Source organism: Mitsuaria sp. CC2 (genome assembly GCF_048957715.1).
Taxonomy (GTDB): Bacteria; Pseudomonadota; Gammaproteobacteria; order Burkholderiales; family Burkholderiaceae_C; genus Roseateles.
Window position 1 is genome coordinate 133216 of record NZ_JARVXN010000011.1, and the last position, 16596, is coordinate 149811.

Here is a 16596-nt window from a genome sequence, read left to right on the forward strand (position 1 = left end):
CAAGCCCCCTTCCGGCCCCACCCACGCTCACTGACCTCGCGCGTTGTTCTCGACGCTCGCTGACTTCGGTGTCATGCCACGAGGCGCGGCCACCACACGGTGATCACGCCCTGCATGCAGATCCATCCCCACAGCAGCACCACCGCCTCGCGCGTGGCGTGCTGCCGAGGCCGGATCAGCCCCGATCCGATCCTCGTCGCGTAGTACAGCGCCAGCATCAGCGCAACGGCGATCTGCAATCCCTGCAGGCTGTGCAGCGCGGCGAGCGTGCCCGTCCAGGCATCCAAGGTCGGCGGACGTTCCGCCGGCCATGCGGTCTGCAGCCCGCTGTAGAAAGCCACCACGGCGAGGCCGAAGGCCGGTGCGAGGAGCACCGCGCGCCATCTCGACACCGGTGCGCGCCAGGCACCGATGCCCGCCCAGGTCACGAAGACCAGGCTGAGCGCGTAACCCAGGGTCTGCAGCATCAGCGTGGCGTTGCTCGCCAGTCCGACGCCCGGCGGCGGGCAGACATCCAGCTTCATCGCGGCATGCAGATGCGCGAAGGCCATCGACGCGAAGATCGTCGCCTCGACCACGATCAGGATGACCACGCCCCAGAACGACGGCGCCTGCCGCCCGCTCACGCCCACCGGCAGGATCACCCCGTCGGCCACCTCCGCGTCCTCGACCGGGGGCGCACGGTCGGTCTGCCACAACCACGCCCAGATCGCGACGATCGCCAGCACGCCGCCCGCGACCGTGCCGCTGACATGCTTGACCGTCATCAGCAGGAAGAACGCCGCGGTGCCGATCGCCGCCAGTACCGGCCAGAGGCTGTCTCCGGCCATCATCACCACGCGCAGCGGGTGCGCCTGCACGGGGCTGGTCAGCAGCGTCTCACGGCCGCCGGTGATCGAGCCCGGCAGCCAGTGCCCGCCGGCCTCGACCTCCTGGTGCAGGGAGGGACGATGCCAGAGCGGCTCATGGTGCTCGACGTGCGGGATGCTGCGGGTGCCGTAGGGCTCGCTGGGCAGCCACTCCAGCGTCGAGGATCGCCAGGGATCGTTGTGGTCCTGCTCCGGCCCCCGCTGGCTGCGGACCAGGTCGATGACGAAGAGCAGCACCCCCGCGGCGATGACGACGGCGCCGACGGAGGAGAGCAGGTTGGGCAGTTCCAGTCCCAGTCCCGCCGGGAAGGTGTGCACGCGGCGCGGCATGCCAAGCATGCCGGCGATGTGCATGGGGAAGAAGGTCAGGTGGAAGCCGCCGAAGATGAGTCCGAAGACCCAGCGACCGGCGCGCTCGGACATGGCGCGGCCTTTCCACAGCGGGATCCAGTGGTAGAGCGCCGCGAACATGGGCAGCACCATGCCGCCGATGAGGACGTAGTGGAAATGCGCGACGACGAAGTAGGTGTCGTGGACCTGCCAGTCGATGGGGAGCAGCGCGAGCATGACGCCCGTCAGGCCGCCGACGACGAAGGTGACGAGGAAGCCGATGAGGAACCAGGTCGCCGTGGTCCATTGCAGCCGGCCGCGCCAGAGCGTGCCTATCCACGCGAAGATCTGCAGCGCGCCGGGGATGGCGATGGCGACGCTGAAGATGGAGACGAGGCTGAGCCCGAGTCCGCCCAGGCCCGCGGTGAACATGTGATGCAGCCAGAGCAGGAAGCTGGCCGCGCCGATGGCGACCAGCGCCGCGCTGACGGCGTGGCGGCCGATCAGGGTGGTGCGCGCCAGCGCGGGCACCATCGTCGAGACCAGCCCCGCGGCCGGCAGGAAGATGATGTAGACCTCCGGATGGCCGAAGAACCAGAACAGGTGCTGCCACAGCAGGGGATCGCCGCCGCGCGTGGCGTCGAAGATGGGCCAGTCGAAGGCGCGTTCGATCTCCAGCAGCGCGGTGCCCGCGATGACCGCGGGGAAGGCCAGGACGATCATCAGGCCGACGACCAGCATGGACCAGGCGTAGACCGGCATGCGGCCCAGCGTCATGCCGGGCGCGCGCGTCATCAGGACGCCGGTGATGAGTTCGATCGCGCCGGCGATGGCGGAGATCTCGATGAAGCCGATGCCCAGCAGCCAGAAGTCGGCGTTGAGTCCGGGCGAGTACTTCGCGCTGCTGAGCGGCGGATACATGAACCAGCCCGAGTCGGGCGCGAGCTGCCAGAACAGCGTGGCGTAGAAGGCCAGGCCGCCGATGGCGTACATCCAGTAGGAGTAGGCCGAGAGGCGCGGGAAGGGCAGGTCGCGCGCGCCGAGCATGTTGGGCAGCAGGAAGACGGCGATGGCTTCGACCATGGGCACGGCGAAGAGGAACATCATCACCGTGCCGTGCATGGTGAACAGCTGCTGGAAGACCGGCGCGCTGAAGAGCGTCTGGTCCGGCGCGGCCAACTGCGCGCGCATCAGCAGCGCCAGCACGCCGCCCAGCAGCAGGAAGACGAACGCGGTGGCGATGTAGAGCTTGCCGATGAAGACGTTGTTGACGCTGCCGATGACGCGCCAGCCCTTGGGCGGCTCCCAGGCGGCGCGCAGTCGCTCCAGTTCGGCATCGGGCCGCGGCAGGCGGTTGTCGGGGCGCGTCATGGCGCGGCGGCGACCAGCGGTCGTTCGGCGTCGCTCCCCGCCACCGGCGGCCCGGCGAGGAACGCCACCAGCGCGTCGATCTCGTCGGCGCTCAGATGCCGGTAGGCGGGCATGCGCGCGCCCGGCTTGACCTGCTGCACGTCGCGGATCCACTGGCGCAGCGCCGTGCGCGGATCGCCGAGGGGATCGCGGTTGCGCAGCGCGCCGGCGCCCAGCCACAGCCGGGTCGCCACGTGCGTCAGATCGGGCCCGAGCGGCGGCGCCTTGGCGAGGTCTTCGCCACTTCCGTCGCGCCCGTCATTCACGCCCCGCACTGCATGGCAGGCGACGCAGCCATGTTCGCGGAAGAGGGCCGCGCCGCGCAGGGCCTGACGCGAGACAGGCTCGGGCGCGGCGCCGGCCTGGGCCTGCCGCCATCGCGCAAAGTCGTCCGGCGGCATCGCGACGACCTGCAGCACCATCGCCGCGTGCTGGGTGCCGCAATACTCCGAGCACGGCCCGCGGAAGACGCCCGGCTGCGACGCGGTGAAGGTGAGCCGGTTCAGCCGTCCCGGCACCATGTCGACCTTGCCGCCGAGCGCCGGCACCCAGTAGCTGTGGATCACGTCCTCCGAGGCCAGCGTCAGGGTGACCGGCCGGCCCACGGGCACGCGCAGCTCGTTGGCCGTGGCGAAGGCCGGCAACGCCGGCGCGCCGGGACCCTGGCCGGCCTCGGCCTCGTAACGCATCGCCCACCACCAGAGATGGCCGGTGACGGCCACGCGCATGGCGCCGGGCGGCGACGGATCGTCGAGGCCGTAGGCCTGCCGCTCGCCGTGCAGCAGCAGTCCGCCGAAGACCAGCACCGGCAGCACCAGGCCGCCGCCCCAGAGCCAGAGCGCGGTCGACACCGGTCGGCGGCCTTTCCACCAGAGCGCCGCGCCCAGGCACACCATCGCGAAGACGAAAGCGAAGGAGCAGACGACCAGCGTCGTGTTCATGACGCCGGCCAGGGCCTCGGCTTGCGGACCCGCGGGACTGAGCATGCCGCCCGCGCTCATCGCAGCGACAGCAGGTAGCCGGCGACGTCGCGCGCGTCGCGCTCCGACAGGCCGAGTCGCGGCATCGTCGTGCCGGGCAGCAGACCCTGAGGGTCCAGCAGCCAGCGCTGCAGCATGTCGGGCGAATTGGGCAACTGGCCGGCGATGTAGGCTCGCCGGCCGAAGCGCTCCAGCGCGGGCGCGCGCTGGCCGCCGCCCGGCACGCCGGGCACGGCGTGGCAGCTGCCGCACTGGAACTGCGACATCAGGTGGCGCCCGCGCTCCACATCGGCGGCGTCGACCTGCCAGCGCCGCAACGGTTGGTCCGGGGCCGGCCCGCACGCCGACAGCAGCAGACCGAGGGAAATCGACAGGAGGCGGGGGGGCGTCATGCGCGCTCCCTGGCACACGAAGTGCCCGCCCCGGGATCGGTCATCGCAGAGGCTGTGGCGGGCGGAACGCAGGCGCGTCTTCGCCCCACCATCGCCCCGGCATCGCCCCGGCATCGCCCCGGCATCGCCCCGGCATCGCGCTTGCCTTGCTGCGGCCATGCCCGAACCCAAGCCCCGTGTTTCCCCAGTGAAAGCCGCCCTCGCCGCGGGCGCGGCGGCGGGCGTGCTCGGGGCGGCAGGCGCGGCCGCGTTCGTCTGGTTCGGCGTGTACGACGTTTCCGCGACCGGGCCGCATCTGCAGCCGGTGCATTCCTTGCTGGAAATCGCGCTGCAACGGGCGGTGCAGCATCGCGCCGACGCCCACCCGCCGCCGCGTGACCTGATCACCCGCGAGCGCGTGACCCAGGGGGCCGCCTGCTTCCGCGACCGCTGCGTGGCCTGCCACGGCGCACCGGGCGTGGCGCCCGAGTCATTCGCGCTCGGTATGCAGCCGGTGCCGAGCTCGCTGGTGGAGGCCACCCGCCACTGGCGTCCGCAGGACCTCTACTGGATCACGCGCAACGGCATCAAGATGAGCGGCATGCCGGCGTGGGAGTACCGCCTGGAAGAGGGGGAACTCTGGGCGGTGGTCGCCTTCCTGGACGCGCTGCCGCTGATGACGCCGGACCAGTACCGGACGCTGACCGCGCCCCCGGAAAATCCTCCGGTGCCGGTCGGGAAAACCGGCGACGCAGTGCAGATGAGGACGACGGCGCGATGCGACGGCATCGTCGACGCGCCGGCGCCGCTGTCGCCGCCGCTGGCGACGGTCGAACTCGCGCAGCGCGCGTTCCGCCAGCACGGCTGCACCGCCTGCCACACCATTCCCGGCGTGGTCGGACCGGACACGTCCAACGGGCCGCGCCTGAGCGGTCTCGCGGGGCGGGACCGCATCGGCGGCAAGGCGCACCCGACCGAGGACGGACTGACCGCCTGGATCCGCGATCCGCAGGCGATCGACGCGCACAACGCGATGCCGACCCTGGGCGTCAGCGAGACGCAGGCGCGGCTGATGGCGCGTTACCTGCTCGCGCACTGAGCGCCCATCGTGCCGCCGTCGCGGGATAGACTCGTCCGCATCGGCGCGCCTTCACGGGCGCGTCTGCTTTGCGTCCTCGCTGCGTCCTCACTGCGTCTCTCCTGAAAGGCCCCCCATGAAATCCCGTGCCGCCGTCGCCTTCGCCGCTGGCCAACCGCTGCAGATCGTCGAGATCGATGTCGAGCCGCCCCGCAAGGGCGAGGTGCTGGTGAAGATCACCCACACCGGCGTGTGCCACACGGACGCGTTCACGCTCAGCGGCGACGACCCTGAGGGCCTGTTCCCCGCCGTGCTCGGCCATGAAGGCGCGGGCATCGTCGTCGAGGTGGGCGAGGGCGTCACCAGCGTCAAGCCCGGCGACCACGTGATCCCGCTCTACACCGCCGAATGCGGCGAGTGCCTGTTCTGCAAGTCGGGCAAGACCAACCTGTGCGTGGCCGTGCGCGCGACGCAGGGCAAGGGCGTGATGCCGGACGGCACGACGCGCTTCTCCTACGAAGGCAAGCCGATCTACCACTACATGGGTTGCTCGACCTTCAGCGAGTACACCGTGGTGGCCGAGGTCTCGCTCGCGAAGATCAACCCCGAGGCCGATCCGGAGCAGGTCTGCCTGCTGGGCTGCGGCGTGACGACCGGCCTGGGCGCGGTGAAGAACACCGCCAAGGTGCAGCCGGGTGATTCCGTCGCGGTGTTCGGCCTGGGCGGCATCGGCCTGGCGGTGATCCAGGGCGCGAAGCTGGCGCAGGCCGGCCGCATCATCGCGATCGACACCAATCCGTCGAAGTTCGAACTCGCCAAGGTCTTCGGGGCCACCGATTTCGTGAACCCGAAGGACCATGACAAGCCGATCCAGCAGGTCATCGTGGAAATGACCGGTTGGGGCGTCGACCATTCGTTCGAGTGCATCGGCAACGTCAACGTGATGCGCGCGGCGCTCGAGTGCGCGCATCGCGGCTGGGGCCAGTCCATCGTGATCGGCGTGGCGGGCGCGGGTCAGGAGATCTCGACGCGGCCGTTCCAGCTTGTGACCGGCCGGAGCTGGAGAGGCTCGGCGTTCGGCGGCGTCAAGGGCCGCTCGCAGCTGCCGGGCATGGTGGAAGAGGCGATGCGCGGCGACATCCAGCTCGCCCCGTTCGTGACCCACACGATGCCGCTGACCGGCATCAACGACGCCTTCGACCTGATGCACGAGGGCAAGTCGATCCGCTCGGTGGTGCACTACTGAGAACTGGACTCAAGGACTTGAGTCGGCGCTGAGGCCGAAGCCGCCGCGGGATGCGGCGGCTGTCCGTGATCAGCGCGGCTCGCGCCCGCCCAGCAGGCGGGCCGGCAGGAAGAGGACGGCCTTGAGCAGCGCGAACACCGCGTCGACGCTCAGGCCGATCAGCCGGAACGGCAGCGTCAGCAGCCAGACGATCGGCCACATCACCAGCGCGAGCAGGGCCAGCGGCCAGCACAGCACGAACAGGACCAACCAGAACAGCAGGCCGACGAAGCCCATGACGCACTCCTTGATGCATGAGGTGACACCAGGCCGTGAGGGATCCACACGGCCTGGTGTCACCTTAGCGCGCGCAACGGGTCATCGCCGCAGAGACGCGACAGACCGTGGAACGGAGCGCCCAGGATGCAAGGCGGCGGATCGGCTCAGGGCTCGCGCGACGCGCGGGTGTTTCTTCCGGACTGCTTGATGGTCAGCGCCGGTGCGCCTCGCCCGTCGGGCTCGGCAGGGTCGAAGACGATCTCCAGTGGGGTGATCTTCGCGAAGAACACCAGCGGCGATGTCGCGAAGAGCTCGAAGCCCTGTTGGCCGGTGGCTCGCGCGAAGAGCCGGTTCCCCTCGGCGCGCACCGTGATCTTCATCGAGGGCGACAGCACATAGATGCCCACGAGCGGCTGGAGCTGCTCCGGCGTCAGCGACACCGCGGCCTGGCGCGTCAGGGACATGTCCGCGACCGGGATCGCCGGTTCCAGCAGATGCAGCGCCAGGTCCGCGACGCCCACCCCCGCGTTCGCCAGCACCGCGGAGGCGTTTCCATTGACCGGATCCAGCCAGAGCGAGCTGCTGAAGCCGAAGGTCGCGCCGTCGTGGTTGAACGCGACGCGCCCGGGCAGCGCGCCGCCGTGCCAGGCGAGGCCGATGCCCGCGCCCGGGATGTCGCGTGCGCCATGGCGTCGCAGGCACAGGGCGAAGGCCGCCTTCAACGGATGGTCGAACTGTCCCAGTGCCGCCTGCGCGTAACGCGCCAGCCCGCCGGTGCCGCCGAGCAGGGCGCCGGCTCCCGCCATCGCCGGGCGGAAGGTCCAATGGTCGACCGGCTTGCCGGCCTTGTCGTGCCCGTCGAGGAAGCGTCTGCCGGCGGGCGGGCGCAGGAAGATCTGGTCCTCGAGTCCCAGCGGCACCAGCACGCGTTCGCGCAGCAGCGTCGCGTAGTCGCGCTGCTGCAGGAAACCGAGCGCCTGACCGAGCAGGCCGAAGCCGAGGTTGGAATATTCGTAGGCGGTGTCGCGCGGCTTGTCCGCTTTCCATCCGGAGAGGAACGCGGCCATCAGCGTCCAGTCGTAGGTGGCGTAGGGATCGGTGAGGTCCGGGCGGACGACGAGGTTGGCGGGCAGCCGCGGCAATCCGGAACGCTGGGTCGCCAGATCCACCCAGCGCAGCGGCGCGTCCTGACTGTCGCGCAGCTTGAGGCGGTCGGGCAGGGCGGTCTCGACCGGATCGTCGAGCTTGATCAGGCCGCGCGTCACCGCGTCCGCGAGCAGCAGCGCGGTGAAGGTCTTGGTGATCGAGCCCAGCTCGAACAGCGTCCGCGGATCGGGTACCGGACCGAGGGCGCTGGCGCCGCTGAAGGTGGTCGCACCATCACGGATGCGCATCGCGGCGAGCGCGACGCCCTCGTACTTCAACCGTTCGGCGAGCAGGGCGCCCTCCGGGCCTTCGTGCCGCGGCGGTTCGCTGGGCGTTGAGGCCGCGGCACTGGCGGCATTGGCGGTGGTCGCTGCGCGATCGACTGCTGGCGTCGAGGATGGCGCCGGAGATTGCCCGAAGGCGCGCCATGGAGCCGACAGGCTCGCCGCGGCCAGCGCCGCCGAGGCGCGCAAGCCGGCGCGACGCGTGATCTTGGGCATGTGAAGCACTCCCTGGATGTCGGTCTCTTGGTTGCCACTCGCTGTCGCCGCGGACCGTGTGCCGGAAGAGTGTAAGGGGGGGCAGGGATTGCCTGCATTCCCCAATGGGGCCGGCGTCGCGACCGATTCACACCCCCATCTGGACGACGATGTCTCGTCATCCTTTGACGTGCGGCAATGAGATTCCAGTTTGAGACCAACTGATGGGGGAAGCGGGGTCGATTTCGATTTTGGACTCGATCAGCGGTGGCAGAGTTGCTCTCCATGGCGGGCCGGTGTCCGCTCTTGATCGAGGAACAGGTGATGCAAATGAAACCCTATGAGAGCGGCGCGGCCGAGCGCGCCGCGCGGTCTGATCCGGACCTGATGGCACGGGCACAGACCATCGAGACGGTCCTGCCGACGCTGGCCACGCGCGTTCAGCTGGAGCAGCTCCGCGGAGAGATGAAGGAAGGCATTGGCGCGGTTCGTGTGGCGCTGAAGGCAGAGATCGGCGCGCTCCGTGCCGAAACGAAGGGAGAGATCGGAAATCTCCGCGCCGAGATGAAAGATGGTTTTGCAGCGGTGAACGAGACGATCGGTGAGCTGCGCGCGGAGATGAAAGATAGCCATGCTGCCATCAATCAGACGATCGGTGAGCTGCGCGCGGAGATGAAAGATAACCATGCTGCCGTCAATCAGACGATCGGTGAGCTGCGCGCGGAAATGAAGGATGGCAATGCTGCCGTCAATCAGACGATCGGCGAGCTGCGCGCGGAGATCAAGGAGGGGCTCGGCGCCAATCGAGCGGAGCTGTACAAGACGACCGCTGACCGTCATCTGGAGACGCAGGGCGTGATCTTCGGTGCGATCAAGTGGGCGGTCGGCTTCACGTTCGGTCTGGTCGGCTTGATGGCCACGGTCGTCGCCGCCGTGTCTCCGCTCATCAAGTTGCATTAGCAACGGCGAGTGACATGAGCCGCTTCGCTCGGCCGGTCGGGACGCCGATCACTCCGGCTTCCCCAACGCCTTGGCCAGATGCGCCACGAATTGCCTCACCCGCGCGGTGCCCTGGACCCGCTGCGGGTAGACCGCATAGATGTCCGCATCGGGTGTCTCCCACTCCGGCAAGACCTGGACCAGACGGCCGCTCGCCAGGTAGCGTGCGATGTCCCATTCCGCGCGCATCAAAATCCCGTGCCCGTCGAGCGCCCAGTTCACCGCGATCTCGCCATCGTTGGTCGTCAACGCGCCGCGCGTCTTGACCGCTTCGGTGACCGTCTTGCGGCCACGCTTGGAGGACAGGCGCCACAAACCGTACGCCTCCTCGCCCTGGCGGATGCCGATGCAGTCGTGGCGCACCAGTTCCGCCGGTGTCTTCGGCGTGCCGTGGGCGCCCAGATAGGTCGGTGAGGCGCACAGCAGCCGCCGGTTCGGCGCGATCCGGCGCGCGATGACCCTGGCGTCAGGCGGCGGACCGAAGCGGATGCAGACGTCGAAGGCGTCCTCGTTCAACGGCGGTGGATTGACCGACAACTGCAGTTGGACCTGCAGCTTCGGATGCTGGCGCACGAACCCCGAAATCAGCGGCGCGATGTGCGTCCGTCCGAATCCCAGCGTCGCGTTCACCCGCAGCAGGCCGCTCGCGGTGCCGCCACTGGCGCGCATCACCTCCTGCAAGTCGTCGATGGACGCGAGGATGCGTCGCGCGTGCTCCAGGTAGAGCTCGCCCTCCTGCGTCAGGCTCATCCGTCGTGTGGTCCGGCTCAGCAGCGCCGTACCCAGGCGGCTCTCCATCTGCGTCAGGTGCTTGCTGACGGCCGCCGTCGTGATGCCGAGTTCGCGCGCCGCGGCGCTCAGGCTGCCGGCGCTGCACAGCGCCGAGAAGAAGCCGAGATCGGCTGGCGCGATCGCCGTTGCGCCGTTGCCGTGAGCGGTCTTTGAAGCCATGGGGAACGTCCTGTGGATTGTTGAATCCAGGTTGAAGACGGATTGACTTTAGCTGCGATCCGGCGGGGAGGGCTCTCCTAGAGTCGAGCCAGGAATTTTCCCCGACAGCCTCTGGAGACAGACCCCCATGAAGACCTATCGCATCGCCACCATCCCCGGTGACGGCATCGGCAAGGAAGTGATCCCCGCGGGCCGCGAGGTGCTCGAGGCGCTGGCCGCGACGACCGACCGTTTCCGTTTCGAGTTCGAGGACTTCGGCTGGGGCGGCGACTGGTACCGCGCGCACGGCGAGATGATGCCGGCCGACGGCCTTGACGCGCTGCGCGCCAAGGACGCCATCCTGTTCGGATCCGCCGGCGATCCCGACATCCCCGACCACATCACGCTGTGGGGCCTGCGGCTGAAGATCTGCCAGGGCTTCGACCAGTACGCCAATGTGCGCCCGACGCGCGTGCTGCCGGGCATCGACGCGCCGCTCAAGCGCTGCGGCCCGAAGGACCTCGACTGGGTCATCGTGCGTGAGAACTCGGAAGGCGAATACGCCGGCGTCGGCGGCCGCGTCCACCAGGGCCATCCGATCGAAGCCGCGACCGACGTGTCCATCATGACGCGCACCGGCGTCGAGCGCATCATGCGCCACGCGTTCAAGCTGGCGCAGTCGCGTCCCCGCAAGCTGCTGACGGTCATCACCAAGAGCAACGCGCAGCGCCATGCGATGGTGATGTGGGACGAGATCGCCGCGCAGGTCGCGACCGAGTTCCCTGACGTCACCTGGGGCAAGGAACTCGTCGACGCGGCCACCGCGCGCATGGTCAACAAGCCGGCGACGCTGGACACTATCGTCGCGACCAACCTGCACGCGGATATCCTCAGCGACCTCGCGGCCGCGCTGGCCGGCAGCCTGGGCATCGCGCCGACCGGCAACATCGATCCGGAACGCCGCTACCCGTCGATGTTCGAGCCCATCCACGGCTCGGCGTTCGACATCATGGGCAAGGGCCTGGCCAATCCCGTCGGGACCTTCTGGTCGGCCGTGATGCTGCTGGAGCACCTCGGCGAGGACGACGCCGCCGCGCGGCTGATGCGCGCGATCGAGTCCGTCACGGCGAATCCCTCGCTGCATACCGGCGACCTCGGCGGCCAGGCGAAGACGACCGACGTCACCGCCGCCGTCATCGCCGCGCTTCACCAACCCCGCTGACATTGCGTCGAATGGCCGTCAGAGCCATCGACCAGGAGACAAGCCATGAGCCAAGTTCCGACCTCTTCGCGCCGCCGGTCATGGATCGCGGTCTCGGCGATTGCCGCCCTCGGCCTCGCCATCCCCGCCTTCGCCCAACCCTGGCCCGCCAAGCCGATCACCTTGATCGTCCCGTTCCCCGCTGGCGGCACGACCGACGTGCTCGCCCGTGCGTTGGCCGAGAAGCTCCAGCAGAGCCTGGGCCAACCGGTGATCGTCGAAAGCCGGCCCGGCGCCGGCGCGACGTTGGGCGCGGATGACGTCGCCAAGGCCAAGCCCGACGGCTACACGCTGCTGATCGGCGCCGTCCACCACACCATCGCGAGCAGCGTCTACAAGAAGCTGCCCTACGACTTCCAGAAGGATTTCGTGCCGATCACCGGCATCGCGCTGGTCCCCAACGTGCTGGTGGTCAACGCGAGCCAGACCTCGGCGAAGACGGTGCAGGAACTGGTCGCCCAGCTCAAGGCCAAGCCCGGCGAATGGACCTACGGCTCCAACGGCAACGGCACCGCGCAGCACCTGATCGGCACGCAGTTCCAGAACTTCACCGGCACGACGCTGCTGCACGTGCCCTACAAGGGCAGCGGACCGCTGGCGACGGACCTGCTCGGCGGCCAGATCCAGATGTCCTTCGACACCGTCACGCCGGTGCTGCCGCACATCAAGGCTGGCAAGCTGCGCGCGCTGGCGGTGACGACGGCGCGGCGCTCCAGCGCGCTGCCCGATGTGCCGACGTTGGAGGAGGCCGGCCTGAAGGGCTTCGACATCGGGACCTGGTTCGGCGTGCTCGCGCCGGTGGCCACGCCCAAGGACATCGTGACGAAGCTGAACACCGAAATGGTCAAGGTTCTGCAGGCGCCCGAGTTCCGCAAGCGCATGGAGGAAATCGGCGCCGAGACCACCGGCGGCACCAGCGAGCAACTGGCGTCGCAGATCCGCAATGAGACAGGCAAGTTCGCCAGGCTCGTGAAGGAAGCGAACGTGCAGATCGAGTGAATTCGAGGGATGGGCCGTGTCGGCGTCCGAACATTTCCGTTCGGCGAGCGACTGACACGGTTTTCCATCCTCCGAACTCGCCATGATTCAACCTTCGGAAGCCGCCGCGCGTTTCGCGCGGCTCGTGGCCGCCCTGTCGCGGCGCACCACCGGCGCGGCCTGGGAGGCCCGGGACGGCCTGCTGGTGCTGATGGACGCGGGGGAGACTGTCCAGCTGGTGCTGGAACTGACGGACACCGGCGCCGGCGTGATGCTGGTGGCGCGTGTGATGGCGATCCCGCAGGAAGATCCCGCGGGGATGCTCGCGCTGCGTCTGCTGCGCCTCAATGCGGATCGGGACGCGCTGGAGGGCGCCGTCATCGCCGCCGATCCGTTGCGACGCCAGTTCGTGCTCATCCGCGAACTGGACATCGCACAGGACCCTGATGCGCTCGCCGACGTCGTCGAAGCCACGCTCGACCTGGCCGCTGCGGTGCGAGCCGAAACCCAAGTCGGCCGACCCACCGGGGCGGGCGCTGCCGCGCTGCTGATGCGCACGCACGGGAGCGCGCGATGACCGGCATCCGCCCTGCGCAGAACCCGGTCTCCGGCGGCATCCCGTCCGATCCGGAGCGGCTCGCGGGACCGGAGCCGCAGTCCACGTCGTTCATACCTGGGTCGCCGTTGGCCGGTCTGCGTCAGGCAGACGACGCCCACGGACGTTTCGTGCGGCGAGGCGCCATGCGTCGCGGCCAAGTGAAGGCGGTGCGAGCGGGGGCGATGTCTGCAGCGGCGTCGCCTTCATCGACGGCGGCGGGTGTGCCGTTGTCCGCGCAGTCGTCCGCGCAGTGGCAGCCGCCGCGGGCGGCCTCCCCGCACTACGAGAAACGCCCGATGCCGAACGATCCGTCCGCGCTGGAGACGCTGCGCTGCAACGCGCAACTGGCGAGCTTCCCTTACAAGCGCGATCCCGACAGCCTGCCCGACGGCTGGTCGCCGCAGGTGGCGCTAGCCGATCAACTGCGCAACGGGATCGGCCTGCGTCTGTCCGGCGTCGAGCGCGGCGCCGGGGCCATCGTCGATCGCGACACGGGATTGACGGCGGTGGTCCTGCACAACCGGACGACGCGTGAACTGGTGCTGGCCTTCGGCGGCACTTCGTCCGGCAAGAAGGTCAAGGGCCCGCTGGCCGAGCGATCCGCGCCGAAAGGGAACTTTATGTCGACGCTGTCGCAGTGGGGGGCCAACGTCCACGCCGGCCTCGGCGGCACGCCCAAGAGCTATCGCCAGGGCGCCGACCTGCTGGCCGCGCTGCAGGACCGCGTGGCGTCGGACCAGTCGTTCTCCGGATACACGGTGCGGGTCGTCGGGCACTCCAAGGGCGGCGGGGAGGCCATGTTCGCCGCCTTGAAGTCCCAGCGACCGGTCCCCGTTACCGCGTTCTGTCCCGCCCACCTCAGCGACGGATTGATCAAGCAGCTGCCGCAGGGCAACGTCGCGCAGGCCAAGTCCCTGATTCATGCCTACTCGCCCTACGGCGATCCGGTCGCAGGCCTGCGCGGCAAGCTGCCGGGCCTGTCGGGGCTGGGGACGGGACACCACTTCGAAGGCATTCCCGGCAGCGGCGCGGCCAGCCTGCACAGCCAGTTCCGCAAACACGTACTGCATTACTGCGAGCAGGCGGAAAATCGTGCATGAGTGTGCATGAACGATTGAAAACGTGCAGAATCGCGTCTCAGCCTGCTGGGACGCCATGTCGCTTGTCGATCTTCCTCACGCCCGCCGCCGTGTCATCGCGGCGCGGCTCGCCGCCGGACATGCCGTGGTCGCGGCCGATCTCGCCGCGGAGTTCAACCTGTCCGAGGACGCCATCCGCCGCGACCTCCGCGCCCTGGCCGCGGACGGCCTGTGCCGGCGCGTCTACGGCGGCGCGGTGCCGATCGCGGCCAACGACCGGCCGCTCGCCGCGCGGATCAAGGAAGCGCCCGACCGCAAGTCCGCCTTGGCGCGCGCCGGCGCCGCCACGGTGCAGGCGGGCGAACTGGTGTTCCTCGACACCGGCTCCACCAACCTCGCGCTGGTCGAGTTCCTGCCCGAGGACGCGGACCTGACGGTCGCGACCAACGCGGTCGACGTCGCCGCCGCGGTGCTGCGGCGCCAGGACCTGCGCCTGCTGATGATCGGCGGCGAGGTCGATCCGCACCTGGGCGGCTGCGTCGACGCGGCCGCGGTGGACAGCCTCTCGCGCCTGCGCGTCGATCGCGGCTTCGTGGGCGTGTGCGCGCTGTCGATGAGCGACGGCCTCCTCACGACGCACTTCCGCGAGGCCGCCTTCAAGCGCACCCTCGTCGAACGCAGCCGCCACGTCGTCGGACTCGTCACCAGCGACAAGCTGCAGGCCGCCGCGGCGCATCGTGTCGCCGGGATCGAAGCGCTGCACACGGTGGTCGTCGAGCGCGACGTCGGCGCCGCCGTCATGAAGGCGCTCCGCGAGGCAGGGGCCACCGTGGTGCCGGTCGACCCCGGATCGTGAGCGCGCTCTCGAGCCGCTGGCCACCGATGAACCCTGCCGAGGAACGACCGGAAGCGGCCCTGGCGGTCCGGCTCGCGGCGCTTGTCGCCGGGCTCGGTGTCGGCGGCTGGGCCGCGCTGGCGACCAGTACGCCGGCGCCGCTCCTCACGCTGTCGATCCTGGGCGCCCTGGCGGCCGTCTCGGTCGCCGGAACGGCGCCGCGACGCCCGTGCGGAGCGACGATCGTGCTGATGGGCGGGATCGGTCTGGCGGCGCTCCTGCCGCTCATCGCGCTGGCCGGGGCGCCGGCGTGGCTCGGCCTGGTCCAGTTCGTCTTCGGCGCCTTCGCCGCAACGCTGGACGCGACGGCCCGCTCCGCCGCCGACGTCATCCGTCGCCAGGGCCACCGCCCGATCCGCGGCGGTCTTCACGCGCCGCGCGCCGTCGGCGTCCTGGCCGGCGCCGTGCTCGTCACGCTGCTCCAGTCCGTCGGTTTCGAGCCGGTGCTGGCGACCTTGATCCTGAGCGCTGCGATGACCATCGCCGCCGTGGTCGCCTGGCCCTACATGCCGGCGGCGTCACGACCGGCGTGACGGCGGCCTGAGTTCCGCCGAGGCTCGACAGCCACGAGAGGCGATCCGCCGGACGCCCGCCGCGAACGCTTGTTTACCGGACGGCCCTAAACAATTGGGAAACTGGCGCGACTTCGTTGACCCCTGAAAAGGGCCCTTCAAGAATCGTCGCCACCCATGAGCAGCACCACCATCCGCGATATCGCCAAGGCGTCCGGCCTGTCCATCGGCACCGTGTCGCGCGGGCTTCGCAACCAGTCCGGGCTGTCGGAAGAGACCCGCCAGGTCGTCCGCGACACCGCCCTGCGGCTGGGCTACGACTTCGCGCAGCTGCGCAAGAACAGGATCCGCCGCATCGGCTTCCTGCTGCACAGCCAGCACAACACGCTGGCCTCCAGCCCGTTCTTTTCCGCCGTGCTGCACGGCGCGGAGCAGGTCTGCCGGCGCGAAGGCCTGTCGCTGTCCTTCATCGTCGCCGGGCCGGGCCAGCCGATCGTGGAACAGACCCGCGGCCACCAGCTGGACGCCTTCCTGTGCGTCGGCTACTTCGAGCCGGAGGTGCTGGAGACCCTCAAGCGCAGCGGCAAGCCGACGGTGCTCGTCGACCTGCACCGCCGCGGAATGACCTCGGTCAATCCGGATCACCAGCACGGCAGTTTCCTCGCCACCAGCCACCTGCTGCGCAGCGGTCGGCGCACGATCGGGCTGATCTCCGGATCGCCGGCGCACTACAGCCTGGAGCAGCGCGCGCGCGGCTACCGGCGTGCGCTGTTCGAGGCCCAGGTGCAGGCCGATCCCGACCTCGAGGTCATCGCGCCGCAGCTGGGCGACGGCGAGGCCGGCGTCATCGCCGCGATGCGCCTGCTGCTCGAACGCCGCAAGCGGCCCGACGCGGTCGTGTGCTTCAACGACAGCGCGGCGCTGGTGGCGATGCGCCAGTGCTTGAACGAGGGACTGCGCATTCCCGAGGACATCGCCGTCGTCGGCTTCGACGACATCGGCGGCGCCTCCGTGGCCCATCCGCCGCTGAGCACCGTGCGCGTCGACAAGGAGTCGCTCGGCGCCAAGGGCGTGGCGCTGCTGCTGGCCACGTCGGCGGACGAGCCTCAAGAACTGACCCTGCCGGTGGAACTGATCGTGCGCGACAGCACCAGCAGCAACGACTGACCCCCCCACA

General features: G+C 69.7%; 16 protein-coding genes. 10 read left to right on the forward strand and 6 right to left on the reverse strand.

All coding sequences use genetic code 11. From position 1 onward, the window contains the following. Positions 1–71: 71 nt before the first annotated feature. The 3 genes from PV762_RS06515 to PV762_RS06525 are packed head-to-tail and all read right to left on the reverse strand — an operon-like array spanning position 72 to position 3981. On the reverse strand, positions 72–2570 hold the full coding sequence (locus tag PV762_RS06515; protein ID WP_421034214.1) for a cbb3-type cytochrome c oxidase subunit I: 2499 nt from the start codon (positions 2568–2570) through the stop codon (positions 72–74). After that, positions 2567–3595, reverse strand: a complete 1029-nt coding sequence (locus PV762_RS06520; RefSeq protein WP_421034215.1) for a cytochrome c oxidase subunit II — start codon at positions 3593–3595, stop codon at positions 2567–2569. Before PV762_RS06520 ends, PV762_RS06515 begins: the two co-directional genes overlap by 4 nt. 11 nt (positions 3596–3606) lie before the next feature. After that, a complete protein-coding gene (locus tag PV762_RS06525) occupies positions 3607–3981 on the reverse strand; it encodes a c-type cytochrome (RefSeq protein WP_421034216.1) in 375 nt (124 codons plus the stop codon). Between the two features lie 187 nt (positions 3982–4168). Between PV762_RS06525 and PV762_RS06530 the strand changes: the two genes are divergently transcribed. Continuing rightward, the gene (locus PV762_RS06530) at positions 4169–5059 is read left to right on the forward strand and encodes a c-type cytochrome (RefSeq protein ID WP_421034217.1); all 891 of its coding nucleotides are present in this window, start codon (positions 4169–4171) and stop codon (positions 5057–5059) included. Positions 5060–5174: 115 nt separating this feature from the next. Beyond that, positions 5175–6284 (forward strand): S-(hydroxymethyl)glutathione dehydrogenase/class III alcohol dehydrogenase, encoded by a 1110-nt coding sequence (locus PV762_RS06535; protein ID WP_421034218.1) that lies wholly within the window; start codon positions 5175–5177, stop codon positions 6282–6284. 69 nt (positions 6285–6353) lie between these two features. Here the strand turns inward: PV762_RS06535 and PV762_RS06540 are convergent, their stop codons facing one another. Both PV762_RS06540 and PV762_RS06545 read right to left on the reverse strand, forming a co-directional pair. Continuing rightward, positions 6354–6560, reverse strand: a complete 207-nt coding sequence (locus PV762_RS06540; RefSeq protein ID WP_421034219.1) for a hypothetical protein — start codon at positions 6558–6560, stop codon at positions 6354–6356. Positions 6561–6706: 146 nt separating this feature from the next. Then, positions 6707–8188 (reverse strand): serine hydrolase domain-containing protein, encoded by a 1482-nt coding sequence (locus tag PV762_RS06545; protein ID WP_421034220.1) that lies wholly within the window; start codon positions 8186–8188, stop codon positions 6707–6709. Between the two features lie 246 nt (positions 8189–8434). Here PV762_RS06545 and PV762_RS06550 point away from each other — a divergent pair, with 246 nt between their 5' ends. Next, on the forward strand, positions 8435–9127 hold the full coding sequence (locus tag PV762_RS06550) for a hypothetical protein (protein WP_421034221.1): 693 nt from the start codon (positions 8435–8437) through the stop codon (positions 9125–9127). 48 nt (positions 9128–9175) lie between these two features. On the opposite strand, the gene PV762_RS06555 is transcribed toward PV762_RS06550, so the two are convergent. Further along, positions 9176–10117, reverse strand: a complete 942-nt coding sequence (locus PV762_RS06555; protein ID WP_421034222.1) for a LysR substrate-binding domain-containing protein — start codon at positions 10115–10117, stop codon at positions 9176–9178. Between the two features lie 127 nt (positions 10118–10244). Between PV762_RS06555 and PV762_RS06560 the strand changes: the two genes are divergently transcribed. The 7 genes from PV762_RS06560 (at position 10245) to PV762_RS06590 (ending at position 16586) form a co-directional block, all read left to right on the forward strand. Further along, entirely contained in the window at positions 10245–11318 is a 1074-nt protein-coding gene (locus PV762_RS06560; protein WP_421034223.1) for a tartrate dehydrogenase, read from the forward strand. Between the two features lie 45 nt (positions 11319–11363). Next, a complete protein-coding gene (locus tag PV762_RS06565; protein WP_421034224.1) occupies positions 11364–12356 on the forward strand; it encodes a Bug family tripartite tricarboxylate transporter substrate binding protein in 993 nt (330 codons plus the stop codon). Between the two features lie 82 nt (positions 12357–12438). Then, positions 12439–12912 carry a type III secretion system chaperone gene (locus tag PV762_RS06570; RefSeq protein ID WP_421034225.1) on the forward strand — a complete coding sequence of 158 codons (474 nt, stop codon included), beginning with the start codon at positions 12439–12441 and terminating at the stop codon, positions 12910–12912. After that, complete coding sequence (locus PV762_RS06575; protein ID WP_421034226.1) at positions 12909–14033, forward strand: hypothetical protein; 1125 nt, start codon at positions 12909–12911, stop codon at positions 14031–14033. The genes PV762_RS06570 and PV762_RS06575 overlap by 4 nt, the downstream gene beginning before the upstream one ends. 55 nt (positions 14034–14088) lie before the next feature. After that, positions 14089–14868, forward strand: coding sequence for a DeoR/GlpR family DNA-binding transcription regulator (locus tag PV762_RS06580; RefSeq protein WP_421034443.1), 780 nt, complete (start codon positions 14089–14091; stop codon positions 14866–14868). Continuing rightward, positions 14865–15440 carry a hypothetical protein gene (locus PV762_RS06585; protein ID WP_421034227.1) on the forward strand — a complete coding sequence of 192 codons (576 nt, stop codon included), beginning with the start codon at positions 14865–14867 and terminating at the stop codon, positions 15438–15440. Before PV762_RS06580 ends, PV762_RS06585 begins: the two co-directional genes overlap by 4 nt. Positions 15441–15596: 156 nt before the next feature. After that, the gene (locus PV762_RS06590) at positions 15597–16586 is read left to right on the forward strand and encodes a LacI family DNA-binding transcriptional regulator (RefSeq protein ID WP_421034228.1); all 990 of its coding nucleotides are present in this window, start codon (positions 15597–15599) and stop codon (positions 16584–16586) included. The last annotated feature ends 10 nt before the right edge of the window (positions 16587–16596 follow it).

Coding starts and splice junctions, on each gene's coding strand:
- PV762_RS06515 (WP_421034214.1), bottom strand. CDS start 2,570: ATGACGCGCCCCGACAACCGCCTGCCGCGGCCCGATGCCGAACTGGAG.
- PV762_RS06520 (WP_421034215.1), bottom strand. CDS start 3,595: ATGCTCAGTCCCGCGGGTCCGCAAGCCGAGGCCCTGGCCGGCGTCATG.
- PV762_RS06525 (WP_421034216.1), bottom strand. CDS start 3,981: ATGACGCCCCCCCGCCTCCTGTCGATTTCCCTCGGTCTGCTGCTGTCG.
- PV762_RS06535 (WP_421034218.1), top strand. CDS start 5,175: ATGAAATCCCGTGCCGCCGTCGCCTTCGCCGCTGGCCAACCGCTGCAG.
- PV762_RS06540 (WP_421034219.1), bottom strand. CDS start 6,560: ATGGGCTTCGTCGGCCTGCTGTTCTGGTTGGTCCTGTTCGTGCTGTGC.
- PV762_RS06545 (WP_421034220.1), bottom strand. CDS start 8,188: ATGCCCAAGATCACGCGTCGCGCCGGCTTGCGCGCCTCGGCGGCGCTG.
- PV762_RS06555 (WP_421034222.1), bottom strand. CDS start 10,117: ATGGCTTCAAAGACCGCTCACGGCAACGGCGCAACGGCGATCGCGCCA.
- PV762_RS06560 (WP_421034223.1), top strand. CDS start 10,245: ATGAAGACCTATCGCATCGCCACCATCCCCGGTGACGGCATCGGCAAG.
- PV762_RS06565 (WP_421034224.1), top strand. CDS start 11,364: ATGAGCCAAGTTCCGACCTCTTCGCGCCGCCGGTCATGGATCGCGGTC.
- PV762_RS06570 (WP_421034225.1), top strand. CDS start 12,439: ATGATTCAACCTTCGGAAGCCGCCGCGCGTTTCGCGCGGCTCGTGGCC.
- PV762_RS06575 (WP_421034226.1), top strand. CDS start 12,909: ATGACCGGCATCCGCCCTGCGCAGAACCCGGTCTCCGGCGGCATCCCG.
- PV762_RS06580 (WP_421034443.1), top strand. CDS start 14,089: ATGTCGCTTGTCGATCTTCCTCACGCCCGCCGCCGTGTCATCGCGGCG.
- PV762_RS06590 (WP_421034228.1), top strand. CDS start 15,597: ATGAGCAGCACCACCATCCGCGATATCGCCAAGGCGTCCGGCCTGTCC.